Raw genomic sequence first — 24,080 nt, forward strand, 5'->3', positions numbered from 1 at the left:
TTTAAAAATTATAATTTAATCTTGCGAAGTAGCTTCTGCCATAGAAAAGATTTGCTGCAGAATCGGCTCCATTATGTGCAGTACCACTTATTGTAGTATCTCTTACTGATGAAACATCAAAAATATTTTTCACTCCTAAACTCAATTCAAAATGATTATTGTAGAATGGTTGTGAAACTATAAAATTCATCATACTGAAGTCTTTTCTTTCTCCAATTACAAAATACGAAGAAGATAAACTTGCTACTTCTACAGGAATTTTAGTTTTTCCAGTATACTTATAATATAATGAAAAAATTGTCTTCGTTTTTGGAAGTGTATAATTTGCTGACAAATTAGCTTCAAAAGTATAGAAAAAATCATTTGGAGATACTGCTGTACCAGATCTTAATTCTCTTGAAATACCGTAATAAGAAGCATTTGCAGCTACAGCAAAATTATTTTTTTGAGCTCTAAAATTTGCCTCAAACATATAAGACTCAAATTTATCAATGTTGATATATTTGTACTGTAAAGGAGACTGTTTAATAAGAGCCAATTCAATTCTGTTTTTCAGATTAAGATAAGTACCACTTGTTCCGAATCTCAAATTCCAACCAGAACTTGTATTTATTTTCTTTTCGCCGTTCAATGAAACAGTCATTCCTTCTTCAGGAATAAGATGTTGATTTCCTTGAATATCGTGATTACTGTCTACCATAAAAGTATACAACTCATCAAAGTTTGGGAATCTGTTTGCGCTCCCTACAACCAATCTAAGGTTATCATTTTCTGTAATTTTTGCTCTTGCAGTAACAGAGTAATTATGTTGTGTATCAAATTTATCACTTATTGCTAAGCGATATCCCGGACGAACAGATAACCAGCTATTGGCATTCCATTCTGCGGAAATAAAATTGGCATAATTGAAAATTTTTCTTGTTACGTCATTCGCTCCTTGAAAAACCCCTGCAGCATTTCCAGCAAAACCAGAAGTATGATCTAACTCATATCCTAATTGAAAATCAATTTTATCATTGTTTAAGAAGTTACTGAAGACTCCTCTTGAGTAAATAACATCTGCTTTATTGTAAGACTTGTATTCATTTTTTTTCTCAGCCTGTCTGTTAGGAACATCATACTCAAAGTCTCTAAATTTTCTATCTTGCGTCTGATAAGAAAAATCTCCGGTATAGTTTATAGTACCCAATTTTGCTTGTACATTCAACTGATTAAGATATCTTGTGGTAAGATAATCTCTATCTGTTGCCATATAAGTTCTATTTCCTTCTCCGAGATAACGCTCGTTAAGAATAGGATTATAAAAATTTAGTTTTTCATTTAAATATCCAAACTTATAAAAGATTGATGTTTTATTTTTATTATATCGCAAAATACCGTCAACATTCAACACATCTTTCGGTTGCCAGTCATACCCTCTTTTTGCATCATTGGTATCGCTAAAATATTTATAACCTTCACGTGTTCCCTTAAAGCCTTGAAAATCATTATGATTAACATTTACCCCTACATACCAATTATTATTAAGATTGTATCCTATATTAAGATTTTGAACATGTCTTCCTTCTCCTTTTTTATACCAATCATACTCTTTACCTACCGTTTCTTCCTGCAACGAAGCTGATAAACTAAGTTTTTTCTGACTATTTTTCTTGGTAATGATATTAATAACACCTGCAACGGCATTAGAACCATAATCAACACCCATTGAGCCTCTTACCAGCTCAATTCTTTCTATATTATTAACATTTAGTTTAGTTAAATCAATATTATTCCCTAAACCTATATCGCCTACAACTGGGATATTATCAATTAGAATTTTGGTGTATTCGCCACCTAATCCCATTAGACTTGCTGTAGAATTTCCAGAATTTCGGTCTGATACTATAAGAACATTTAAACTTTGATTAAGTACTTCTGCAACATTAGTTACAGCCATATTTTTAATTTGCTGTGCATCAATTACCTCAACCTTATAAATCGATTTATTGATTGACTGTTGCATATATTGCCCAGTAATAACAACTTCTTCTATTTTTTTCTGATTTAGAGAATCTTTTTCCTGTGCATTCATCAAAAAAACTGTAGACAATAACACAATTGAAAGTACCTTCTTCTTCATAAACTCAAAATTTTCGACAAATATAGCGCTTTATTTAGAATAAGTAAAAATAATTAGAGTTTTGTGAGATGATGTTTTTAATATTTGATACTGATAACCGAATTTATAAAATGATAACGGGTTTTAGATTTATTTTTCTAAGTATTTAATATAAATCTACTTATAAAAATAAAAACAAGATAAAAATCATTGTTTTATTTAGAATAGTTAAAAACTAATGCTTAATTTTGCATCATATTAAAATAATAGAAAAAATGAAATTAAAATTACTTTTTACAGGATTAGTTTTTTCAGCTTTCGCAGCGAATGCTCAGGTAGCTACTTTAAACGAGAATTTTAACAATTTTACTGCGGGAAGCACAACTTTCCCACAGAATAATTGGTCTGCAGTACTTCCTCCAATGACTACTCCACCGCCACCAATGATGATTGTTTATGCAGAAGCAAGTGACGCTACCAATAAATATGTATCTTCATATTCAGGAAGCAATAAAGATACACCTCAATATTTGGTTTCACCACAGATTGTAGCACCTACAGGAAATAAAACGCTTTCATTCAAAGCAAGAAGAAATGTACAGAATGCTGCTCCGGTACTTTTACAAGTAGGATTAGCTTCAAGTCCTACAGATATGACTACTTTTGTAGCTGTAGGAGCACCAGTTACACTTACAGACAACACTACTTATCAAACTATAACTAGAGCAATTCCAAGCTCAACTTCTAATTATATTGTTTTTAAAACAGTAAATGCTGTTCCTGGTGTACCTCATACAGCATCAGATTTTGATGATGTGGTTTATGACTTAACAACTAATTTATCTGTGTCTGATAATTTCAAAAACAATAAAGACATTCAATTTGCTGTTAATTTAGAGAATACTGCATTAGAATTTGTTGGTAAAACAGAAATTAAAAATATTGATGTTTATTCTGCTGCCGGTCAAAATGTAGCTTCTGGAAAAGTAAACAACAACAGTTTTAGTATTAATACTCTTCAAACTGGTGTTTATTACATCTTAATTGAGACTAAAGATGGTAAAGCTATTAAGTCTAAATTTATCAAGAAATAATTGATTTCAAATATATTCTAAAAAAGTTGACTACAATTTGTAGTCAACTTTTTTTGTTACACAAATGATTATCAAAGTTTTAAATCAAAATTTCATTTCTAAAAATTTTAAAACAAGACAAATATCATATTTTTATTTAGAATTATTAAAAATAATTACATAGTTTTGTAGAACAATTCTAAATAAGAAAACAAGGTTATGAAAACAAAACTATTATTGGGGTCTCTTTTTGCACTAACGGTTCAGCAAACTGTATTGGCACAGGTAGATGCAAACGGATATACTACAGTAAACCTTACAATGGGGGCAAGCTATCAAAACAGAGCGTTCTTTGATTTTAGTGCAAACACAATTGTATCTCAACCCGCAAATACTTGGGATGTTGCTTTCTACAGAAATTCTACTTACGGATACGGAACAAGAGTAAATGATGCACTCAATATAAAAGTTTATGAAGCTTCTAATAATCTTGCAAACTGGAATAATATCAATATCGCTGATCTTTCTACTTGGGGTGCGCCAAAATATAATCCAGACCAAACGACACAATTAGAAAATGGAGCCTTCGAGCAAGGTTCGGCACCTGCAGGATGGGGACAGTATAATGGAGGAAATCATCATGTAGAGGGAAAAATTATTTTTGTTATTCAATACCCAGATAATTCTTACATCAAATTTGCAATCGAAGATTACTACGGAGGCTATACTTTCAAATATTCTAAATGGAATGCTACAAACTCTACTTGGGGAGCTACAGAAACAAGAACTTTAGCAAACGGTACCGATGATGCATATTTCAACTACTTCTCTTTCACAACAGGAGCAAAAGTTCCAAATGCAGAGCCTTCAAAAGCAAATTGGGACTTAATGTTCACAAGATACTGGACATTTTTTGGAAATATCATGATGTACAGAATGGCAGGAGTTATTCAAAGCCCAACAGTAACTATTGCAAGAGTACAACCGGAAACTCAGGATACATCTACTTATAGTCTTCCTGCTTCTACTGCTTTTTCAAGTAATATCACAACAATGGGTCACTCATGGAAACCAACTTCTGGAGCTCCTATTTCAGATGTTGCTTATTACGTAAAGCAAGGTTCAGAGTATTACAGAATGTATTTCCTTACAAATGGTGGTGAATCAAACGGAAATATGTATTTCAAATATAAAAACATCACATCAACTTTAGGGATTACAGAAGTAAGTAAAAAGGCTAGTTTCGGTATCTATCCAAACCCAACAACGGCTGATAAAAAAGTGACTGTTTTATTTGATGTTAAAGAAAAAGCAAACAACAAAGGAAGTGTTGAAGTTTATGATCTAACAGGAAAAAGAGTTTATAATGCTGAGCTAAGCAATCAAACTGGTTTCTACAAACAAGATCTTAATCTATCTCACCTTTCAACCGGAAATTACCTCGTAAAAATTACTTACGGTGGAAAAACGGAAACCAAAAAACTTATTGTAAAATAAGAATAAGTGAATATGCGTCACTGTGAATTGTCAATAGTCAATCTTTAAAATTGATAATCGACAGCAAAGCTAATTAACGATTCACTTTTAAAAAGAATACTTTCTATTTTTTCTAATAAAAAGGCAGTTTCAAGAATGATGAAACTGCCTTTTGCATTTTCTAGCATCTAGTATCTAGCATCTAGCATCTAGCATCTAGCATCTAGCATCTAGCATCTAGCATCTAGCATCTAGCATCTAGCATCTAGCATCTAGCAAAACTAATAAATCTTAAAACCTTTATAAACCTGTATGGTTTCTTCTAATATTTTAGATGCATTTTTTCTAAAATCTAACAGGTGGTCTGCTCCATTATGATAATTATGATGCTCTACACTTTCCCACAACTCGATTAGGAAAAATGTTCCTTTATTATCTTTATCTTCTATTAAATCATATTGCAGGCATCCATCTTCTTTTCTGGTCTCTCTTACCAAAGTCTGAAATAACTCTACAGCATCCATTAAATTATTTTCTTTAAATCTGAAAAGGGCAACGATATGTAAATTCATGTATTATTTTTAGGCTGTAAATGTAAATTATTTTTGATTTTAATTGAATTCAAATTCTGCTAAATTTTTCACAAAAAAAAGTTTATTTACATTAAATATTAAACGTAAAATGCGCAAAGATTTTTTAAAATTTTCTGTATATTTTTCGTCCGCAAAGGCGTTCCACTCAGCTAAGAAAAATCACAATTTTCAAAACTGGAATCTAACACCTCGAATCCCGTAACTCGAATCCCGAATCCCGAATCTAAAAAACTGATTTAAAAATAGTAATCGAGCTCATTACAATCACCAAGGTTCCTATGATGATAAACATATTTTTCACGGGAAGTTTTGCAGTAAGCATCGCAGAAAACGGTGCGGTGATAATTCCACCAATCAAGAGTCCTAAAATAATATTCCAATGCTGGATTCCTAAGGTTAAAAAGAATGTGACTGCTGCGGTAACAGTCAGAATAAATTTTGCAACGGTAGAACTTCCCACAGCAAATCTTGGTGTAAAAGAGTTTTTAATTAAAGTTCCGGTCACCAAAGGTCCCCATCCTCCACCAGCAAAAGAATCAATGAAACCACCAATAACTCCCAATCTTGTAAGATTTGTTTCTTTCTTTAGCGCTTTATTTTGTTTAGGTTTAAATGCATTTGACAAAATCTGAATTCCCAGATACAAAGTATAAAAAGAAATCACCGTTTTTGTAATTTTCGAATAATATTCGCCAAGATACGTCAACGAAACAGCTCCAATAACAGCTCCGATAATTGCAGGAATCGCCAATTTTTTCACCAGACTTTTACTTACATTTTTTAATTTAATATGACTGATACTTCCAGCGGCTGTTGTAAAACTTTCGGCAGAATGAATACTTGCACTTACGGCATGCGGAGGAATTCCTAAAAATAAAAGTGTTGTGGTGCAAATCACACCATATCCCATTCCCATTGACCCCGCAACAATTTCAGCAAAAACTCCTACCAAAAGCATCCAATAAAAAATATAATTGTCTTTGGCAAGAATAATTTCAAGTTCATCCAAATATCCTAAACTATACAGTGACAGAAATGTGATTGCTAAAACTGCAACCGTAATAAAAAGTACATTGAGCCTGAACTGAATTTTTTGTGAAATTACCATATCATCAAAGGTTTGAAAATTATAAAATCATCACCGCTCCAACGGTAGAATTACTTGTCTCATCAATAAGAATCGCATTTCCGGTAGATTTACGTTCTTCAAAACTGTCAAAAACCAGAGGTGATGCAGTTTTTAATTTTACTTTGACCACTTCATTCAATTTAATACTTTCGGTAATTGGTGTTTTTTCAAGCGTATTGACATCAATTTTATATTCAATTTCTTTAATGATGGCTTTTAACGTTTTGCTTTTATGTTGAATGAAATATTTGTTTCCTTCGTTCAATTCTTTTTTATCAAGCCAGCAAACAACAGCTTCAAACTCATTTTCAACTTTCGGCTGTTGATTGGTTTTTACTAAAAAATCACCACGACTGATGTCGATATTATCTTCAATATGAATCACGGCAGGCTGATTAGTAAAAACAAAATCTACTTCTTTTCCTCCGGTTTCAATTTTTGAAATCTTAGTCTGAATATTTTGTGGAAGTACCGTAATCTCATCTCCTTTTTTATAAATTCCTGAAATTACTTCTCCGGCATAGCCTCTATAATCATGCAATTCATCAGTCTGTGGACGAATGACATACTGCACTTGAAATCTCGGATTTTCACTTTCCTTATTTTCATTAATTTCAACATTTTCAAGGAAATCTAAAAGTGTTGAACCTTGATACCAACTGGTTTTATCGGATTTTGAAACAATATTATCTCCATTAAAAGCCGAAATCGGAAAATAATTTACGTTTTCCAGCTTCAGTTTTTTGGCAACCAATTCATACTGCGCTTTGATATCATTAAAAATTTCTTCAGAATAGTCTACCAAATCCATTTTGTTGATAGCCACCACCACATTTTTCATTTTTAATAATGATGCGATAATCGAATGTCTTCTAGTCTGCTCAATCACGCCTTGTCGAGCGTCAATCAAAATTACAATCAATTGCGAATTAGAAGTGCCTGTAATCATATTTCGTGTGTATTGAATATGTCCTGGTGCATCCGCAATAATAAATTTCCTTTTTGGAGTCGAAAAATATCGGTAGGCAACATCAATCGTAATTCCCTGCTCTCTTTCGGCTCTCAAACCATCAGTAAGAATGGCAAGGTCAACTCCATTTTCGTTTTTATTTTTTGATTGTTTTTCCAAAGCTTCTAGCTGGTCAATCAATATATTTTTGCTGTCGTAAAGAAGTCTTCCAATCAACGTACTTTTGCCGTCATCTACACTTCCTGCTGTTATAAATCTTAATATATCCACGTAATTAAATTAGTAATGAGTAATTGGTAATGAGTAATTTTTTCAAACCGCTCATTTTTTATAATTTAATAATAAACTCCGAGTAAAATATGCATTACATTTTGCATTGCTTATTATTTATCTAAAAGTATCCTCCTTTTTTTCGGTCTTCCATCGCTGCTTCGGTCACTTTATCGTCAATTCTTGTTTCGCCGCGTTCGGAAATTCGGGAAGCGGTAATTTCGTTTACGACTTCATCTAAAGTTTCGGCAGAACTTTCAACAGCTGCGGTACAAGTCATATCTCCAACGGTTCTGTAACGCACTTTTTTATTCACAACCGTATCATTTTCATCAATTTGAATAAAATCTGAAGCGGCGATTAACTGTCCGTCATATTCAATCACATCACGGTCATGAGCAAAATAGATGGAAGGAAGTTGAATATTTTCTTTTTTGATATAATTCCAGACATCAAGCTCTGTCCAGTTTGAAATGGGGAAAACTCTTACGTTTTCACCTTTATTGATTCTTCCGTTGTAAATATTCCACAATTCCGGGCGTTGTAATTTCGGGTCCCATTGTCCGAATTCATCACGAACAGAGAAAAAACGTTCTTTTGCTCTTGCTTTTTCTTCATCTCTTCTTGCTCCGCCAATACACGCATCAAACTGAAATTCTTCAATAGTATCTAATAAAGTATGGGTCTGTAACCAGTTTCGTGAAGCAAATTTTCCTTTTGGTTCGGTTAAATTTTTAGCTTTAATCGTATCTTCTACTTTTCTTACAATCAGTTCCGCGCCAAGACTTTCTGCAAAATAATCTCTGAATTGTAAAGCTTCAGGAAAATTGTGTCCCGTATCAATATGTACAAAAGGAAATGGAATTTTCATCGGAGCAAATGCTTTTTTCGCCAAATGAACCAAGGTAATGGAGTCTTTTCCACCGCTGAAAAGCAAAGCCGGTTTCTCAAACTGAGCCGCAATTTCACGCATGATATAAATGCTTTCGGCTTCCAATTGCTCGAGATAATTTAGTTTATAGTCACTCATTATTATTTTAAAGATTAAATTAGAATTAATGTGAATGCAGACCACATTCTTTTTGTGAAGTTTCCCACCACCAACGTCCGGCTCTTGGGTTTTCGCCTTCTTCGATGGCTCTTGTGCAAGGTTGGCAACCAACACTGATGAAGCCTTTTTTATGTAAAGCCAGTTCCTGAACTTTATGCAGTTCTAAATAATTTAAAACATCTTCATAACCCCAGTTGATAAGCGGGTTGTATTTATATAATTTCCTTTCTTCATCCCACTCTAAAATTGGCATATTTTCACGGTTTTCCGATTGTTCTGCACGAAGTCCGGTTATCCATACTTTTGCATTTTCTAAAGCTCGGTTGAGAGGCTTTACTTTACGAATAAAGCAACATTCTTTTCTATTTTCTACAGAATGATAAAAAGCGTTGACTCCTTTTTCAACCAAATATTTTTCTACATCGGCAGATTCGGGAAAATAGACTTCAGTTTTCTTTTGATAACGCGCATTATTTTTTGAAAGCAAATCGTAATGCTCATAAAAAAGCCTTCCTGTATCTAATGTGAAGACTTTAATCGGTAAATTATTTTTAAAAATAGCGTCGGTAATGACCTGGTCTTCCTGACCAAGGGATGTTGAGAAAATAATCCCTTCTGAGAATTTAGAGGAAATAAACTGTAATCCATCCTCCAAAGTAAGCTGCTGCAAAGTGTTGATATCCTCTTTTGAAAACATAATTTTCTGTTTGATATCAGCAAATATCGAACAAAAATATTATCCTACCAAATAAGTAGACTTATAAAATTGAAAATATGATCTAATTAATCTATTAAATCAAAGAGTGTTTTTTTCTCTAAAATTTTAAGTGAAGCATCTCTCACTTCAATCAAAACATCATGTAAACTGCAATGGTCTTCGTTACAATCTGCACATTTTTCGTAAAAATTAAGACTTACGCAAGGAAGCATGGCAATCGGGCCATTCACCAGACGAATGATTTTTGCCAATGTTACATTTTGAGGATTTTCTTTAAAAAAATAACCGCCCCCTTTTCCTTTTTTGCTGTCGAGGATATCTGCTTTTTTTAGCTCCAGCAAGATATTTTCAAGAAATTTCAGTGGAATTTTCTTGTTTTCTGCAATTTCAGAAATAAGAACAGGACCTTCATTTCTCTTTTCTACAAGATATGAAAGTGCCTTAAAAGCATATTGGGATTTTTTTGACAGCATTACAGCAAAAATAAGAAAAAGTTTGGATATTGAAGTTGGAAGTTTGATGATGGAAGCTGGAGGTTTAAAAAAATTGGATTAATGACAAATCGCTGATACCTTAACCACACTAGCTTCCAGCTTCTGACACCTAACTTCCAGCCAAAAAAAAACTTATCTTTGCCTCATGTTCAGTAAAGAAGAAGCACAGCAAGTAAGAAAAGAGTTTTGGATGGCTTTCGGAAAATCGTTTCCGAGAAAATGGCTTTTATACAATACCAAAATCAAAGATTTTTCATTTAAATTTTATGCAGATAAGAAAAAAGCAGAAGTTTCTTTGGATATCGAAATGAAAGATGAAATTTTTAGAGATGCTTATTATAATAAAATCTGGTCGCTTGAAGATATTCTGAAAGATTTTATTGGTGATTTTCATAAAGAGGAATTGTATACTTTAGAAAACGGAAAAGTCATCAGCAGAATCTGGATTGAAAAAGATGGAGTTTCTATTTTAAATAAAAATACATGGCAACAAACTTTTGAATTTTTTGTTGAAAAGATGGATGGCTTTGAAAGATTTTATTATGAATATGAAGATTTTATAAAAGATGTTTAGTTATGAAAATAAGATATTGCTGGAGATGCAGAATGGATGTTCCAATGTTAGATTCTGAAGAAGGTAAAATTGCATCAAAATTGCTTGCTGAAGGATTTCAGGAAAGCAAAAGACTTAAAAAACATGTTCCTGAAAACTTTAAAAAATTATTAGATTATTATAACGGTTTAACTGGTTTTGAAGAAACAAATCCAAATGCTATTATGCATCATTTTATAAATCTATATGGTCCTGATTGCGAAAACTGTGGAAAACCTTACAGAACTGAGACTGCTACTTTTTGCCCCAAATGCGGAAATAAAAGAAAAGGCTAAATAGAAGTCTATAAGAGGCGTAATTTTAAACTCTTCTCTACCAAAAGCTTCTTTCGAGAAAAATTTATAAATATTTAAACAAGTTCTATAGTTTAAACTCTTGTTTAAATATTTTTTGTACTTTAGTTTCGCCAAAAATATCAAGATATATTTATTCATCATGCTTTTCAGCAGAATACATTTTGATATTGAGTTTAACCAAAATCACGAAATATTTAAATTACTATGGAAAATAACTCGTTTATTTTTACAGACGGAAGAGACCCCAAAATGATTGAAGCGTATAAAAATGCGCAGGAAAACTTTAAATATTTCTGGAGAGAAGTCTCCTGGGAATATAGAAGAATTATTCCCGGATTGAATTTAGCCTGTGTAAAAGCCTCTTTTTCTGAGACAGATCCCAACGGAGAAGAAATCGTAGAACATATGTGGATGAACGACATCGACTTTGACGGCGATACAGTAAGCGGATACCTCATTAACGAACCCAATAATTTAACGACCATACAACTGGGAGATTATTTTGAAATTCCTTTAGATAAAATCAGTGACTGGCTTTTTGCGATCACTCCTAGCCAAAAGAAATCCAAGGGTTTATCAAAACTATTTTCTTCGTCTTCAAAGCCTATACCAAAAGCTTACGGTGGATTTACCATACAAAAAATGCGTGCCGATATGTCGGATTCTGAAAGAAAAGACCACGATGAAGCGTGGCAACTTGATTTTGGAAATTACAATGAAGTGGAAGTGGTCAACGAACAAAAAGAAAAGCCTGAAAACCTTATCGAGCATCCCATGAGCAGAAATATGAAAGACGATTTCGTGAAGTTTTTAGAGGATTACCCAAATGAACTGACCCATATCGATGAAAACGGATTTACTATTCTGCACCGAGAAACCATTGCCGGAAACTTAAGCTCAGTCGAAGTTCTACTCAAAGCCGGAGCCAACAAAAATTTAAAAACACAGAAGGGAAAATCTGCTGTTGATTATGCTAAACAGCTTAATTGGGAACATTTAATTCCTGCTTTTGAAAAAACTGACAACCCACCTTTCAACAAAATACAATACTTAAATTACTTTCAGCAAAACCCTAGGCGTAACTTAACTAATTTATTTCAAACCCCGAATACTCCATTAAAAGAAGAGGAAATAAAACTATTAGAACAAAAATGGAATAATAATCAGCCATTCCCTATTGTTGTAAAAGAGTTTTTATCGATTGCTGGTTCTTATAATTGGATATTTGAAGGTGGAAATCAAGAGTCTATGAGAAACACTATACTTAGTCTCAGTAAAATTATTAATTATAGAATTACCAGACCGTTTGTTGCCATCGATACAAGTATTTCAGATCCACAATATTTTATTATCTTTTTAGACGAAAATCAAATTGATCCTTTTGTTTATGAATTGAATTTATATACAGATATAGAACTAGAGCATTACGAATGTCCTAGATTGGAACAGACAGACATAAAACTTTCAGATTATTTAAACGGTGCAGTTGAAAATTGTAGATTGTGGCAAGAAAAGGGTCTAATCTAAATTATTTTCCCTGATATAGAAATCTAATATAAAAAAACACTTATGAAAAAAAATATTCTACTTCTCATTCTACAGTCATTTTCTTTATGAATTGGAGCTTCCCAAAGACTATCAATACAATCCCGAAAACCATCTAAAGGATCTAGAGAATTTATAGTTAAAAAAAAATTAAAATAGACAAAACTTAAACCTCCGTTTAAATAATTTCCGTATTTTAGATACTTTAAAATACTAAACCCCTTTGTTCTTCAATCTTTTGAACAGAATAGTTTTGATATTTTTTAACCCTAAATCACAAAACTTTTAAAACACTATGGAAAATAACTCGTTTATTTTTACAGACGGAAGAGACCCCAAAATGATTGAAGCGTATAAGAATGCGCAGGAAACCTTTAAATATTTCTGGAGAGAAGTCTCCTGGGAATATAGAAGAATTATTCCCGGATTGAATTTAGCCTGTGTAAAAGCCTCTTTTTCTGAGACAGACCCCAGCAGAGAAGAAATCGTAGAACATATGTGGATGAACGACATCGACTTTGACGGTGATACAATAAGCGGATACCTCATCAACGAACCCAATAATTTAAAGACCATACAATTGGGAGATTATTTTGAAATTCCTTTAAACGAAATCAGTGACTGGCTTTTTGCAATCACACCTAGCCAGAAGAAATCCAAGGGATTATCAAAATTATTTTCTTCGTCTTCAGAGCCTATACCAAAAGCTTACGGTGGATTTACCATACAAAAAATGCGTGCCGATATGTCGGATTCTGAAAGAAAAGACCACGATGAAGCGTGGCAACTTGATTTTGGAAATTACAATGAAGTGGAAGTGGTCAACGAACAAAAAGAAAAGCCTGAAAACCTTATCGAGCATCCCATGAGCAGAAATATGAAAGACGATTTCGTGAAGTTTTTAGAGGATTACCCAAATGAACTGACCCATATCGATGAAAACGGATTTACTATTCTGCACCGAGAAACCATTGCCGGAAACTTAAGCTCAGTCGAAGTTCTACTCAAAGCCGGAGCCAACAAAAATTTAAAAACACAGAAGGGAAAATCTGCTGTTGATTATGCTAAACAGCTTAATTGGGAACATTTAATTCCTGCTTTTGAAAAAAACTGACAACCCAACTTTCAACAAAATACAAAATGATACCAGAATTTCTTCACGAGTTTAAAACTCAACTTGAAACATACAAACTTGAAACGATAAAAGTTTCTGCCACTCCCCTCGAAAACGAAGAATCTCTTCAAATTTTAGACAGTAAATTTTTAGGAAAACCTTATCTCCAAAAAGGGATGGAGTATCCGAAAAATAAAGAAAATAAGCCCATGGCTCTTTGGGCACAAATCAATTTTTCCGAAGTTCCGCTTCTCGACGGTTATCCTAATCAAGGAATATTACAATTTTTCGTATCTCCCGAATGGTTTGATATGGATGATTACAAGGTCGTTTTTCATGATACCATCACTGAAGAATTTCAAACTGATTTTTCTTTTTTAACAGAAGAAATTTATGAAGAATCTCCTATTTATCGTGAACATAAACTCGAATTTAGTAAAGAAATTGAATATGGAAGTTCTGAAGATTTTCGATTTGACATGAGTTTTAATGATAAAGATTTTTGGGATTTTCAGGAAACGCTTACCGATAATCAAAAGGAAGAAGTAAACGAAATCATCGATGGAACGGGACATAAAATAGGCGGTTACGCTTATTTTACCCAAGCAGATGTGAGAGATTACAACCAAAATCTGAAACAAGATGTACTTTTATTACAAATCGATACCGATGACGAAATTATGTTTGGAGACTCTGGTGTTGCCAATTTCTTTATTAATCCTGAAGACTTAAAAAACAAAAATTTTGAAAAAGCTTGGTTTAATTGGGATTGTTGCTAAGAAGAAACAGATTTTAAAAGAGAGACTTTCGGGTTTCTCTTTTTTATTATTTTACAAATTTTCCTCAATTGGTGATATTTAATATCCATTTTATATCTTTGAAAGCTTATAAAAAGTAGAGACTTCTTTTCTTAAAAAAAATTAATTGCATAAAATTTACAAACATTTTCAGTTTAGATTTAATCAAAGTTTTAGGATTTTCAATTTTAATCCTAAAGTAAGTTTACCGGTTATTTTGGTTTTTGGTGCTTTGATGATTATTAAGCTTCCTCAATCATTTCTATATTCACTACTCTATTTTTCTATTGCTTTGGTTTTCCATATTAATAGAAAAGATATTCCGTTTTTGAAGAAAATATTTGTAAAAAATTGGAGACTTATTGTTTTTCTTGAATCTTCTTTTATTTATACCATTTTTTTAATGGCAAATATCAATTATAAAACTGAGAAATTCGGAATATTGATGTTTTTAGCGCTCATTACTCTAAGCTTTTTAGAGCCTAAATCTAAACCGTTTCCCACGTTTCAATGGAATTTTATTTCGAATCATCTTTTTGAATGGAAAAGTTATCTTCGGAAAAATACGTGGATGTTTATTTTCACTTACCTAATCCTCCTACTTTCTGCTTATAACCAGGCAAGTTTAATATTATGTGGAGTTTTTCTTTTAGATTACCTTTCGCATGTGTATGAAAATAATGAGAATAAGGAAATGCTTGAAGTCTATTTTAAAAAAATAAGTTTTAAGGAGAAAATTCAGAAAAATGTAGTTTTTTTCAATGCATTGCTTCTCCCTGTTTATATCGGTTATCTTGTTTTAAATTTTAATGAAAGCTTATATCTTTTATATTATATTTTCTTTATGAATTGTTATTTTTTATTAATTCTAACCAGAAAATACAGACTTTATCATCATCATGAAAAGGCAAATTACTTCAGTATTGCGGTTTTTATAGAATATTTCGTGTACAGTATGTTGATTATTCCTGCCTTTATTATGATTCGTATCAATACAAAAGAAGCACAGCAAAACATCAGCAATTATGTTGGAAATTAAAAATCTATCCGTAAGTTTTAAAGATAAAAATGTTCTTCAAAATTTGAATCTTGAAATTGAAGAAGGAATTATTTTGGGCATCCTTGGAAAAAATGGAGCCGGAAAAACGACATTGTTTGAATCTCTTTACCAAAGTCAAAAATACAATGGAGAAATTTTATGGCAAAACCAAAAACTTCTTCGCGAAAACATTTCTTACCTTGAAACGGAAAACTATTTCTACCCTTACATAACGGGAAGAGAATATCTTTCTTATTTCGCAAAAGATAAACTATCGGAAACGATAGAACTCGCTGAAAAATTTCAACTTCCGCTGGATAAGTATGTGCAATATTATTCGAGCGGAATGAAAAAAAAATTAGCTTTAATTGGAATGTTGATGCTCGACAAACCCATCAATATCTTAGACGAACCTTTTAACGGAGTAGATTTTGAGGGAGTTCATTTATTATACGATATTATTCATGAATTGAAAGAAAACAAAAAATTAGTGATTATCAGTTCGCACATTATCGAAACTCTTTTTCATACTTGTGACCGAATCGTTACTTTAGAAAATGGAACTATCAGTAATATTTTTGAAAAATCAGATTTTGAAAAACTTCGACATTTTAAATTTTAGATTATCTTGAAATGTGTCGCTCCTACAGAGCTCATAAAAAACTCAATATCTTCTCTACAAAGGTTCTGCTCTTACAGAGCAAAAAATAATTATAATTCGATTTCTCTTTTAAACAAAAAAAAGACATCTGTATTGCTACAGATGTCTTCGTAATTTATTTGGTGTTCAGTATTATTTTTGAGCAGCTTTTACATCGATACCGATTTCAATATCTTTGCTGATCATCCATTCAGCTGGATCAGTTTCGTCAGTTCCGAATTTGATTCCCCAGTCAGCACGGTTTACTGTAAACTGAGCTTTCAACGTAGCAGATTTTTCTACGATTTCTACTTTTGCAGGGAAAGAAACGTTCATAGTTTTTCCTAAAAGCGTAAGGTTTCCGCTTACCGTTTTGTTAGCTCCTTCTACAGCGTTTTGGGCACCTGCAGCAAGTTCTTCAACTTTAGTGATTTTGAAATCAGCAGTTGGGTGTTTTTCAACATCAAAGAAGTCAGCATTTTTTAGGTGACCTTCAAGATCTGTATATTTTTTGTCTTTTTCAGTTACAGAAGCTGGATCTACTTTGATTGACTTCATATCAATTACAAACTCACCAGATGCCAATTGATTATCAGCAACTGATAATTCACCTGTAGAAACTGCTAAAGTTCCCCAACGTGGAGCAAAACCTCCTTTGTGGAAAGCCTTCCAGTTTACTTTAGATGCTGCAGTATCAACTGTAAAAACATCACCTTGCTTTTCAGCTACAGATTGCTCTTGACCTGCCGTTGCAGCTTCTTTTTTATCACCACACGATGCAAGAAGTAAACCTAAACTTGCCAAAGCGATTACGCCAATTTTCTTCATTTTTTAAAAGTATTTAATATTAATATTGTTTGTTGTTCTGTTTAATAAAACCTCAAAACGATTATTTTATTGTTTTGACTTTGCAAACCTCCGAAAATTTGAAGGCTTTCTTATTGACATAGGATAAGAAAAGACTAAAAATATAAAAAAATTTTGAAACATTAGATTCATTAAGTCTTTTTTGATTGAAAAATGCCAGTTTTTGCCAATATTTTTTTGGTTTTAATTATTCCGCGGCCCGATAGCTTCTTTCTCTTTGGGTTTTGATGCTCAGGTAGTCAGAAAAAATAAAATCGATTGGGTTAGCATTATTCAGAGTTCCTATCGCATGATTTTTCTTAGGTAAGTGATATTAATGTTAATTTATTTTATATTTGCTCAGCTTACATCAAGCATTAACTATAACCCTATCAATGAAAACAAAAATTCTGGCAATATCTCTTTTATTTTTAAGCATCCACTCTTTTGCCCAAAAAACATATTATAAAATTAACGGTGGAAACGCGGTTGACGAAACAAAATATGTAGCTGAAAAAGAAAAAATCACAAAAACCGGAATATTGGAAGAACTTCTTTTAAAAACCGAAAAAAAAGAAAATTCTATCATTCATATTGTAAAACTTGGTGTGCTTTCTACAACACCCGATGGATTTGATCCTTATGGAGAAACAAAAAAATATATCGGAACAAGATTTGAGATTGAGAAATTTGTAAATGAAAACAACAAAAAATTTGACAAAGATTTTCTTAACGGAAAGCCTACTTTCATTAATTTTTGGTTTACAAAATGTCCGCCTTGCATAGAAGAAATTCCGTTCTTGAATAAGCTGAAAGAAAAGTTTAACGGTAAAGCAAATTTCATCACAATTTCTTTTAACGATAAAAAAACGATTGAAGAATTTATCAAACAGCAACCTTTTAATTTCACTCATATTCCAAATGCTAAAAATCAGATTGATGAGCTGAATATTTCAGCGTTTCCTACAAGTCTTATTTTAGATAAAAACGGAATTGTAAAATTTGTTTTCGGAGAAGTAAGTGATGATGTTAAAGATATTGAAGTGATTTTTGAGGGGCTTTTATAAAATACCAAAGTTATTATGAAATGGGAACCAATAACTTTCGATGAATTAGCTTTAGAAATTTCAAAAGGTGAAAAAGAAATGAGCTCAGAAAACTTTCAGTTTTGGAATAAAATAAAATTCACTCCTAAAAAATGGACTGAACATGAATTTGGAAACGAAGGCAATGGTTTCTGGGCAGTCGCAAAATATAACAACTTTGTTTTGTACTATAATGACATAGAGGAAGGATTTAATATTTCTAAATTTGAAAAAGACAGAGAAATAAAAGAATATGGAGCTGAGCAGGACGAATTACAATATGCTTTAATAAAGCTCAGAAAAATGATAGAGTATTACAAAATGTAATACAATAAAACCAATTATAAGCAGAAAAAAATAAATTTCAAAACCAATACAACGTGAAAAAAATTCTATTATTAGCCTTTTTCCCTATTTTAAATTTCTCTCAAGACAAAAATGCTGCTAAGCTTAAAGTTAATGAAGGTATCGTTCTTCATGATGAAGGAAAATTTAATGAGGCACTTAATAAATATGAAGAAGCTTTAAAACTTGATAAGAATAATCTGTTTGCATTTTCAGAAAAAGCAATGACACTGGAAGCCTCAAAAAAATATGATGAAGCAATTGAAATTTGTAAATTAGCCATTACAACGCATAATAAAGAAGATATTAAAACCATATATCTTACTTACGGAAATAGTTTAGATCATTCAAAGAGGCCACAAGAGGCGCTGAAAATTTTCGATGAAGGAATAAAGAAGTATCCTGAATTTTATCAGCTTTATTTCAATAAAGGAATTACTTTAGTTAATGATAAACAAATTGAAAAGTCTTTAGAATTATTTGAAAAATCTTTAAAACTAAATCCCAATCATCCAGGGTCTTTAAATGCTTTAGGTGCATTGAATCGTGATAAAAGAATTATATCAATTTTGGCATCTTTAAGGTATCTTTCTGTTGACAATAAAACATCTCGTGCAAAAGGAAACTTAGATTCTGTAATAAATTTAATGGGACAAGGTGTTAGCCAAACTGACGAGAAAAATATTACATTAGCTATTGATTCTAAAACATTGGAGGATGTAAGCAAAAATAAAAAAATAACTAATAATTTCTCGACTGTAGATATGGTTTTATCTATGACTGCCGCTTTAGATTTTGATGAGAAAAACAAAAACAAAACTCAATGTGAAAAAGCTATTGATAAATTTGACAGTATATTTGCTGTACTGAAGGAAGATCAAAAAAAACAAAAAGGTTTTTATTGGGAATTTTTAGCTCCTTATTTTATTGAAATGAAAGAACAAAAATTGGTTGAGCCTTTTACTTACATTGCTTTTTTACCTTCTCAAGCTGACGATGTGAAAAAATATCATGAGAATAACAACAAAGAAATTCAACGTTTTTATGAATGGAATAAAAACTATGTTTGGAAGTAATAATTAAAACAAAAATTATTCCCCGAAAGAATCTATATCCAAATTTGTATCTTTGAATAAATTATGACATCATGGATTTACAAACCAGAAAATTAAATCTAATCACCTATCTTGCTCAACTTCAAGACGAAAGTTTTTTTGAAAAAATAGAGGAATATATTTTTTCAAAATTAGAAAAAGAAGATCACTCTGAGTTTGCTCCCTTTACTACTGAGACTTTAATGAATCGTATTGAAAAGTCTGAAGAAGATTTTAAGACTGGTAAATTTAAAACTCAGGAAGATTTAGAAAATCAATCTGCAAATTGGTAAACGATGAAAATCATCTGGTCTGAATTTGCTATTGAAAACTTAAAAAATATTTTTGATTATTATTCGCTTAAAGCGAACAAAAAAGTTGCTCACAAAATTCGAAAAAAGATATTTGATTCAACAAAAAGATTAATACAAAACCCAGAATCTGGGCACATTGAGTTCTATCTAGAACAGCTAAATCAGCAACACCGATATATTATATGTGGCAACTATAAAATCATTTACAGAATTGAATGTAATGATATCTTAATCAATGACATTTTTGATACTAGGCAAAATCCCATTAAAATGATTGATAAAAAACGAAACAATTAATATATAAACAAAAAAGAGAAACCTCACAGTTTCTCTTTTTCTATATTCATTTTATCCGAATTTCTTTTTTCTTAACCAAAAGAACAATCCTCCTAAAAGTCCAATAATTGCTAAAGGAAGCAATAAATTCAGATATTGCCAGTTTGTTCTTTCATCAGCGATTCTGTGGCGGTCGAGAAGTCTTTCTTCGATATTTCTGTTTCTTAATTCCATCAGATTACTGTCATCGAGAAGATAATCTAAAGCATTTCTCAGGAATTGCTCATTACCGAATTGCTCTTCAGTTAACATATCAACTCCCAAAGGTAGAGCCTGTCCTTTGATTACTTTATTTCTACCCACATCTCCATCGGCAATCACAATCATTTTGTTTTCCGGGCTTGACGTTTTAAATCCTGGATAAGATTTTCTTTCGATTCTTGAGGCATACGCAGAATTAAATTTTCCTTCCAAAGCAACCGCAAAAATCTTCGGTGTGCTTGGTTTTTCCATCTGCCCAAGACTGTCTACACTGGCAATTTCTTTCAGTTCGACATAGTTTGGAACCTGCTTTAATAAAGTTCTTTCGCTAGATTCAAATAAAACATGGGTTTTAAATTTTCTTCCACCCAAAGTATCAATTGATGTAGGAAACTCTAGTTTTACAGGATTGATATTTTTAGTAATCGGGTGGTCATGTTCTGCGATTCCCAATGGAAAATAAGGCCACGGAAGACTTGTATATTGCGCATTTCCACCAACTTCTCCGGTCACCAATTTTAAAAGCGCATATTTTTTCACATCTTTTACCAAAGCATTGTTGATTCTCAGACCATAATTAAAGAAAAAATCGGTCATGTTGATATCTAAAGGGAAAGGCATTACTTTTTTAGACTTCGTCAACGTATCCATTTCAGCGTTTACAGCATCAATCATCCAAAGCGTTTTACCGCCATTCATAATGTATTGGTCAAGAATTACTTTTTCACCGTCTGTGAAAGCTTTTCTGGGTTTTGCAATGACCAAAGCACTCATCTGTTTCAATAACGGAACGTCTGCCTGAGTGATTTCCACATTATTTTTTGGAACAATCGGCCCTGCATCATAGCTTTCCGTTGCTAATCTCATAAAGCTTTCAAATTCTGTCGGACTCAACTCATCCTGATTGACCAAAATTCCGACTTTCTTTTTCTTATTCGTCGCGACAGCTTTAATATTCGAAACTAAATTATATTCTAAATTTTCAATTGATTTTCTCAACTGGTCATCTGCATTAATATTCGACTGCTGTACAACCAAAGGAATAGAAATACCACCACCATTATATTTTACCACCGCATAAGGGAATAAATAAATCTGGGTAACTTTTCCATCTTTAAAATCCGGAAGAACCGAAGGCTGCATTCCCATTGCCATCAAAGTGTCCTGCGACATTTTGGTTTTCATGGGGTCGATGAATTTAAAATCAATTTTCGGGTTAATTTTTCTGAATTCTTCCAGCATAAATTTAGTTTCACTCTGAAGCTGTTTAAAGCTTGCCGGAAAATCTCCTTCAAGGTAAACATCTACCGTTAAAGGTTTTTTTACCGATTCTAAAACTTTTATCGTATTTTCTGAAAGCGTATATCTTTTTTCTTTTGTTAAATCTAATCTGATGCCTGAAAATGCAAGAACCAATGCAACGACAAAAGTTCCAATCAATAAAATGGCAAATGGAGATTTTAGGTTAATCTTCTTCATGTTTTTACTTCTTTTTATTGATAAAATGATTAGACAATGTTAAGGTAAGACCAATGATGAAAACAAAATAAGCAACATCTTTAAAATCGATAAGACCTCTTGTAAATGCTAGAAAATGTTGATAAAAACCTACATTCTGCAAAATAAAATCTGCACCACCCAACAATTTATAACTTGCAAGTTGCTCAATTCCGAAATACATGATGAAACACATGAAAACTCCCAACAGATAAGCCATAATCTGGTTTTGAGAAAGCGATGAAGCTAAAATCCCTACTCCGGAAAATGCTGCTATCAGAATAATTAAACCGAAATAACTTCCGAAAGTCATTCCCATATCGATGTTTCCTTCAGGAACTCCCAAAACGTAAACCGTATAAAAGTAAATTACTGATGGAATCAGACATAAAATTCCAACGACCCAAACCGAAAGAAATTTCCCAGCAACCAAATCTGAAACTTTCAGAGGTTGGGAAAATAACCAGTTTAAAGTTCCTGTCTGTTGCTCTTCTGCAAAAGTTTTCATCGACAATGCCGGAATAATAAACATCAGTAACCAAGGTACCAAAACGAAATAACTCTGTAAAGATGCTATTCCGATGTCGAAAATATTAGAATCATTTTCGAAGAAAAACAGAAACAAAGTCGTTATCAAGCTGAATGCCGCAATGATAATCCATGCGCTCCAGTTCCCAAAATAACTCCAAAGTTCTTTTTTAAATATTGCAATCATATATTAATTTGATATTTGAGGTTTGAGATTTTAAATTCTAGATTCAAAAATTTAATTTCTCACTTATCACTTTTTACTTTTTATCTTTCCCTTTTTTATTCACAAGCTTCACCGTCATCATGATTAAAAATACCAGTACGAAAAATCCGGTAATTAATTGCCACCAATATTCAATAACCTGAGATTTTAAAATAACGGTAAAAACGACCAAAAATAAAATAAATGTGGCAATTTCGTTAGCCTGTCTTAGTTTTAAATTGGCTGTTTCTAGTGTTTTTCCGTTGATTTTTGCAAGATGTTTTACTTTTTTCCAGCACCAGTAATGGTAAATTGCCAATCCAATCAGGAAAGTCAGTTTTAAATGAAACCAAGGCATTTTCATTAAACCGGAATTCAGAAAAATCATGATCAATCCACAAATGGTCATAATAATCCCAGCTGGAACGGTGATAATATTCCATAATCTGCGAGCCATAAATGTATATTGCTCTCTCAGAATCGTCTTTTTGTCTTCGGAAAAGGCATCAGTATCTTTATAGTACACAAAAATTCTTACGAGATAAAAAATTCCCGCAAAATAGCTGACCATAAAAATAATGTGTAAGGCTTTTATTATTGTGTAAAGCATTTTAAATCAATAAATTATTTTATATGAATAATTTCACAATCTTTATCAAAGTTTTTCAAATAATCGAAAAATAAACTTTTTTTCTTTCTTAATCGAAAATAACCTGAAAATATAATAAATCCTAGAATAGCTAGATAAATGGGTATCAAAGAATAAGTTCCATCGTAATTTTTAATTACAAGAAGTAATATAAAACTTAAAAAAATTAAATAAAGCAATACTTCATAATATTCAAATCCAACAGATAGCTCAAAACTTTCCTCATTATCTCTATTCAAAATAAAATTTCCTTTGAAGGTTGGAGAATCACCTCCTCCCATCAATTTTATTTTAAATCCATTTTCACTTACTTTTCCCTTAAAGCTTTTACCAAAATAATTGGGGAAACCTTGAAATATATCTTTTTCAATATTTTCTAAAACCTCACATTTTGGCTTAGAAAACTCTAATATATATCTTGATTTAAAAAACATTTAAGTGAAAATTAAGCGCAAATATAATGATTTTGTTACTCAACTTAAGCTAAAAAACTTCATCAATATTATGTCTAAAAAATTATTTAAGATTTGTTGAAAATTTAAGGTTTAGAAAGGTTTATTGATTGATTGAAATACTGTCGATTTTTTTACCATCAGTGTATTTTTTTATATGCTTCAACTTTCCGTTTTCGTCATAAAACTTCCAGTCTCCGAAATAATACCAATGGCGTTCGTTTTCAGAAATATCAAGCTTTGATTGTCCACGCTCCATAATGTTTCCATTTTTATGATACACAAACATTTTGATTTTCTTCTTTTGTATTTTTTCTTTTTGATAGAGTTTATCGTCAATAAATGTTTTCCAAACGCCAATTTTTTCACCTGTATTGTATTTTCCTATAACAATTAAGGTATCATTATCTACAGGATATTTCTCTATCCATTTTCCATGTCTCTTTTGAGATTTTTCGGAAATCTTAATGTATTGATTCGTTTTGGTTTTGCATGAAGCGAAAACAAAAAATGATAACACGATGAGTAAGAAATTTTTAAGCATAAAAAAACAGAATTTCTGTAAATATAGAAATTCTGTTTTTATTCTACAATTGTAGAATAGTTTAT

Annotated in this window: 27 protein-coding genes; 14 read left to right on the forward strand and 13 right to left on the reverse strand. The window is 31.9% G+C overall.

The features are described 5' to 3' along the window. Position 1 precedes the first annotated feature (1 nt). Complete coding sequence (locus LO744_RS14000; protein ID WP_230670211.1) at positions 2 to 2,122, reverse strand: TonB-dependent receptor plug domain-containing protein; 2,121 nt, start codon at positions 2,120 to 2,122, stop codon at positions 2 to 4. Between the two features lie 254 nt (positions 2,123 to 2,376). On the opposite strand from LO744_RS14000, the gene LO744_RS14005 reads away from it, so the two are divergent. Both LO744_RS14005 and LO744_RS14010 read left to right on the forward strand, forming a co-directional pair. Continuing rightward, entirely contained in the window at positions 2,377 to 3,195 is an 819-nt protein-coding gene (locus LO744_RS14005; protein ID WP_230670212.1) for a T9SS-dependent choice-of-anchor J family protein, read from the forward strand. Positions 3,196 to 3,393: 198 nt separating this feature from the next. Further along, on the forward strand, positions 3,394 to 4,671 hold the full coding sequence (locus LO744_RS14010) for a T9SS type A sorting domain-containing protein (protein ID WP_230670213.1): 1,278 nt from the start codon (positions 3,394 to 3,396) through the stop codon (positions 4,669 to 4,671). Between the two features lie 260 nt (positions 4,672 to 4,931). On the opposite strand, the gene LO744_RS14015 is transcribed toward LO744_RS14010, so the two are convergent. The 6 genes from LO744_RS14015 to LO744_RS14040 all read right to left on the reverse strand — a co-directional run bounded on the left by LO744_RS14015 (position 4,932) and on the right by LO744_RS14040 (position 9,854). Beyond that, on the reverse strand, positions 4,932 to 5,222 hold the full coding sequence (locus LO744_RS14015; RefSeq protein ID WP_230670214.1) for a putative quinol monooxygenase: 291 nt from the start codon (positions 5,220 to 5,222) through the stop codon (positions 4,932 to 4,934). A gap of 244 nt (positions 5,223 to 5,466) precedes the next feature. Continuing rightward, entirely contained in the window at positions 5,467 to 6,351 is an 885-nt protein-coding gene (locus LO744_RS14020; RefSeq protein ID WP_230670215.1) for a sulfite exporter TauE/SafE family protein, read from the reverse strand. A 19-nt stretch (positions 6,352 to 6,370) separates the two neighbouring features. Beyond that, positions 6,371 to 7,612, reverse strand: coding sequence for a sulfate adenylyltransferase subunit 1 (locus LO744_RS14025; protein WP_230670216.1), 1,242 nt, complete (start codon positions 7,610 to 7,612; stop codon positions 6,371 to 6,373). Between the two features lie 121 nt (positions 7,613 to 7,733). After that, entirely contained in the window at positions 7,734 to 8,642 is a 909-nt protein-coding gene (gene cysD / locus LO744_RS14030) for a sulfate adenylyltransferase subunit CysD (protein WP_230670217.1), read from the reverse strand. A 25-nt stretch (positions 8,643 to 8,667) separates the two neighbouring features. Next, positions 8,668 to 9,360 carry a phosphoadenylyl-sulfate reductase gene (locus LO744_RS14035; protein ID WP_230670218.1) on the reverse strand — a complete coding sequence of 231 codons (693 nt, stop codon included), beginning with the start codon at positions 9,358 to 9,360 and terminating at the stop codon, positions 8,668 to 8,670. Positions 9,361 to 9,446: 86 nt separating this feature from the next. Continuing rightward, the gene (locus tag LO744_RS14040) at positions 9,447 to 9,854 is read right to left on the reverse strand and encodes an RrF2 family transcriptional regulator (protein WP_230670219.1); all 408 of its coding nucleotides are present in this window, start codon (positions 9,852 to 9,854) and stop codon (positions 9,447 to 9,449) included. Between the two features lie 166 nt (positions 9,855 to 10,020). Between LO744_RS14040 and LO744_RS14045 the strand changes: the two genes are divergently transcribed. From LO744_RS14045 to LO744_RS14075, 7 genes are all read left to right on the forward strand, one after another. Then, complete coding sequence (locus LO744_RS14045) at positions 10,021 to 10,449, forward strand: DUF4268 domain-containing protein (protein ID WP_230670220.1); 429 nt, start codon at positions 10,021 to 10,023, stop codon at positions 10,447 to 10,449. 2 nt (positions 10,450 to 10,451) lie between these two features. Next, the gene (locus LO744_RS14050; protein ID WP_230670221.1) at positions 10,452 to 10,763 is read left to right on the forward strand and encodes a hypothetical protein; all 312 of its coding nucleotides are present in this window, start codon (positions 10,452 to 10,454) and stop codon (positions 10,761 to 10,763) included. A 225-nt stretch (positions 10,764 to 10,988) separates the two neighbouring features. Further along, complete coding sequence (locus LO744_RS20415) at positions 10,989 to 12,311, forward strand: DUF2314 domain-containing protein (protein WP_317207259.1); 1,323 nt, start codon at positions 10,989 to 10,991, stop codon at positions 12,309 to 12,311. A 313-nt stretch (positions 12,312 to 12,624) separates the two neighbouring features. Further along, the gene (locus LO744_RS14060; protein WP_230670222.1) at positions 12,625 to 13,443 is read left to right on the forward strand and encodes a DUF2314 domain-containing protein; all 819 of its coding nucleotides are present in this window, start codon (positions 12,625 to 12,627) and stop codon (positions 13,441 to 13,443) included. Between the two features lie 26 nt (positions 13,444 to 13,469). After that, positions 13,470 to 14,222 carry a YwqG family protein gene (locus LO744_RS14065; protein ID WP_230670223.1) on the forward strand — a complete coding sequence of 251 codons (753 nt, stop codon included), beginning with the start codon at positions 13,470 to 13,472 and terminating at the stop codon, positions 14,220 to 14,222. A gap of 145 nt (positions 14,223 to 14,367) precedes the next feature. After that, positions 14,368 to 15,279, forward strand: coding sequence for a hypothetical protein (locus LO744_RS14070; protein WP_230670224.1), 912 nt, complete (start codon positions 14,368 to 14,370; stop codon positions 15,277 to 15,279). Continuing rightward, complete coding sequence (locus LO744_RS14075; RefSeq protein ID WP_230670225.1) at positions 15,266 to 15,901, forward strand: ABC transporter ATP-binding protein; 636 nt, start codon at positions 15,266 to 15,268, stop codon at positions 15,899 to 15,901. The genes LO744_RS14070 and LO744_RS14075 overlap by 14 nt, the downstream gene beginning before the upstream one ends. Positions 15,902 to 16,072: 171 nt before the next feature. On the opposite strand, the gene LO744_RS14080 is transcribed toward LO744_RS14075, so the two are convergent. Next, the gene (locus LO744_RS14080) at positions 16,073 to 16,747 is read right to left on the reverse strand and encodes a YceI family protein (RefSeq protein WP_230670226.1); all 675 of its coding nucleotides are present in this window, start codon (positions 16,745 to 16,747) and stop codon (positions 16,073 to 16,075) included. A 413-nt stretch (positions 16,748 to 17,160) separates the two neighbouring features. On the opposite strand from LO744_RS14080, the gene LO744_RS14085 reads away from it, so the two are divergent. The 5 genes from LO744_RS14085 to LO744_RS14105 all read left to right on the forward strand — a co-directional run bounded on the left by LO744_RS14085 (position 17,161) and on the right by LO744_RS14105 (position 19,900). Next, positions 17,161 to 17,832, forward strand: coding sequence for a TlpA family protein disulfide reductase (locus tag LO744_RS14085; RefSeq protein WP_230670227.1), 672 nt, complete (start codon positions 17,161 to 17,163; stop codon positions 17,830 to 17,832). Positions 17,833 to 17,847: 15 nt separating this feature from the next. Beyond that, the gene (locus LO744_RS14090) at positions 17,848 to 18,177 is read left to right on the forward strand and encodes a hypothetical protein (protein ID WP_230670228.1); all 330 of its coding nucleotides are present in this window, start codon (positions 17,848 to 17,850) and stop codon (positions 18,175 to 18,177) included. Positions 18,178 to 18,230: 53 nt separating this feature from the next. After that, the gene (locus tag LO744_RS14095) at positions 18,231 to 19,271 is read left to right on the forward strand and encodes a tetratricopeptide repeat protein (protein WP_230670229.1); all 1,041 of its coding nucleotides are present in this window, start codon (positions 18,231 to 18,233) and stop codon (positions 19,269 to 19,271) included. 71 nt (positions 19,272 to 19,342) lie between these two features. Next, complete coding sequence (locus tag LO744_RS14100) at positions 19,343 to 19,582, forward strand: hypothetical protein (protein WP_230670230.1); 240 nt, start codon at positions 19,343 to 19,345, stop codon at positions 19,580 to 19,582. 3 nt (positions 19,583 to 19,585) lie between these two features. Next, positions 19,586 to 19,900 (forward strand): type II toxin-antitoxin system RelE/ParE family toxin, encoded by a 315-nt coding sequence (locus tag LO744_RS14105; protein WP_230670231.1) that lies wholly within the window; start codon positions 19,586 to 19,588, stop codon positions 19,898 to 19,900. 51 nt (positions 19,901 to 19,951) lie between these two features. On the opposite strand, the gene gldG is transcribed toward LO744_RS14105, so the two are convergent. The 5 genes from gldG to LO744_RS14130 form a co-directional block, all read right to left on the reverse strand. After that, positions 19,952 to 21,619, reverse strand: a complete 1,668-nt coding sequence (gene gldG / locus LO744_RS14110) for a gliding motility-associated ABC transporter substrate-binding protein GldG (protein ID WP_230670232.1) — start codon at positions 21,617 to 21,619, stop codon at positions 19,952 to 19,954. Positions 21,620 to 21,623: 4 nt separating this feature from the next. Next, positions 21,624 to 22,352 (reverse strand): ABC transporter permease subunit, encoded by a 729-nt coding sequence (locus LO744_RS14115; protein WP_230670233.1) that lies wholly within the window; start codon positions 22,350 to 22,352, stop codon positions 21,624 to 21,626. Positions 22,353 to 22,425: 73 nt separating this feature from the next. Next, the gene (locus tag LO744_RS14120; protein ID WP_230670234.1) at positions 22,426 to 22,980 is read right to left on the reverse strand and encodes a CopD family protein; all 555 of its coding nucleotides are present in this window, start codon (positions 22,978 to 22,980) and stop codon (positions 22,426 to 22,428) included. Positions 22,981 to 22,994: 14 nt separating this feature from the next. Next, on the reverse strand, positions 22,995 to 23,453 hold the full coding sequence (locus LO744_RS14125) for a hypothetical protein (RefSeq protein WP_230670235.1): 459 nt from the start codon (positions 23,451 to 23,453) through the stop codon (positions 22,995 to 22,997). Between the two features lie 121 nt (positions 23,454 to 23,574). Continuing rightward, positions 23,575 to 24,015 (reverse strand): toxin-antitoxin system YwqK family antitoxin, encoded by a 441-nt coding sequence (locus tag LO744_RS14130; protein WP_230670236.1) that lies wholly within the window; start codon positions 24,013 to 24,015, stop codon positions 23,575 to 23,577. Positions 24,016 to 24,080: the final 65 nt, after the last annotated feature.

This window comes from Chryseobacterium turcicum, from assembly GCF_021010565.1.
In the GTDB taxonomy this organism is placed as follows: Bacteria; Bacteroidota; Bacteroidia; order Flavobacteriales; family Weeksellaceae; genus Chryseobacterium; species Chryseobacterium turcicum.

Bases quoted from the DNA above. Each gene is read 5' to 3' on its own strand.
- LO744_RS14000 (WP_230670211.1), bottom strand. From the start codon at position 2,122: ATGAAGAAGAAGGTACTTTCAATTGTGTTATTGTCTACAGTTTTTTTG.
- LO744_RS14005 (WP_230670212.1), top strand. From the start codon at position 2,377: ATGAAATTAAAATTACTTTTTACAGGATTAGTTTTTTCAGCTTTCGCA.
- LO744_RS14010 (WP_230670213.1), top strand. From the start codon at position 3,394: ATGAAAACAAAACTATTATTGGGGTCTCTTTTTGCACTAACGGTTCAG.
- LO744_RS14015 (WP_230670214.1), bottom strand. From the start codon at position 5,222: ATGAATTTACATATCGTTGCCCTTTTCAGATTTAAAGAAAATAATTTA.
- LO744_RS14020 (WP_230670215.1), bottom strand. From the start codon at position 6,351: ATGGTAATTTCACAAAAAATTCAGTTCAGGCTCAATGTACTTTTTATT.
- cysD (WP_230670217.1), bottom strand. From the start codon at position 8,642: ATGAGTGACTATAAACTAAATTATCTCGAGCAATTGGAAGCCGAAAGC.
- LO744_RS14035 (WP_230670218.1), bottom strand. From the start codon at position 9,360: ATGTTTTCAAAAGAGGATATCAACACTTTGCAGCAGCTTACTTTGGAG.
- LO744_RS14040 (WP_230670219.1), bottom strand. From the start codon at position 9,854: ATGCTGTCAAAAAAATCCCAATATGCTTTTAAGGCACTTTCATATCTT.
- LO744_RS14045 (WP_230670220.1), top strand. From the start codon at position 10,021: ATGTTCAGTAAAGAAGAAGCACAGCAAGTAAGAAAAGAGTTTTGGATG.
- LO744_RS14050 (WP_230670221.1), top strand. From the start codon at position 10,452: ATGAAAATAAGATATTGCTGGAGATGCAGAATGGATGTTCCAATGTTA.
- LO744_RS20415 (WP_317207259.1), top strand. From the start codon at position 10,989: ATGGAAAATAACTCGTTTATTTTTACAGACGGAAGAGACCCCAAAATG.
- LO744_RS14060 (WP_230670222.1), top strand. From the start codon at position 12,625: ATGGAAAATAACTCGTTTATTTTTACAGACGGAAGAGACCCCAAAATG.
- LO744_RS14065 (WP_230670223.1), top strand. From the start codon at position 13,470: ATGATACCAGAATTTCTTCACGAGTTTAAAACTCAACTTGAAACATAC.
- LO744_RS14075 (WP_230670225.1), top strand. From the start codon at position 15,266: ATGTTGGAAATTAAAAATCTATCCGTAAGTTTTAAAGATAAAAATGTT.
- LO744_RS14080 (WP_230670226.1), bottom strand. From the start codon at position 16,747: ATGAAGAAAATTGGCGTAATCGCTTTGGCAAGTTTAGGTTTACTTCTT.
- LO744_RS14085 (WP_230670227.1), top strand. From the start codon at position 17,161: ATGAAAACAAAAATTCTGGCAATATCTCTTTTATTTTTAAGCATCCAC.
- LO744_RS14090 (WP_230670228.1), top strand. From the start codon at position 17,848: ATGAAATGGGAACCAATAACTTTCGATGAATTAGCTTTAGAAATTTCA.
- LO744_RS14100 (WP_230670230.1), top strand. From the start codon at position 19,343: ATGGATTTACAAACCAGAAAATTAAATCTAATCACCTATCTTGCTCAA.
- LO744_RS14105 (WP_230670231.1), top strand. From the start codon at position 19,586: ATGAAAATCATCTGGTCTGAATTTGCTATTGAAAACTTAAAAAATATT.
- gldG (WP_230670232.1), bottom strand. From the start codon at position 21,619: ATGAAGAAGATTAACCTAAAATCTCCATTTGCCATTTTATTGATTGGA.
- LO744_RS14115 (WP_230670233.1), bottom strand. From the start codon at position 22,352: ATGATTGCAATATTTAAAAAAGAACTTTGGAGTTATTTTGGGAACTGG.
- LO744_RS14120 (WP_230670234.1), bottom strand. From the start codon at position 22,980: ATGCTTTACACAATAATAAAAGCCTTACACATTATTTTTATGGTCAGC.
- LO744_RS14125 (WP_230670235.1), bottom strand. From the start codon at position 23,453: ATGTTTTTTAAATCAAGATATATATTAGAGTTTTCTAAGCCAAAATGT.
- LO744_RS14130 (WP_230670236.1), bottom strand. From the start codon at position 24,015: ATGCTTAAAAATTTCTTACTCATCGTGTTATCATTTTTTGTTTTCGCT.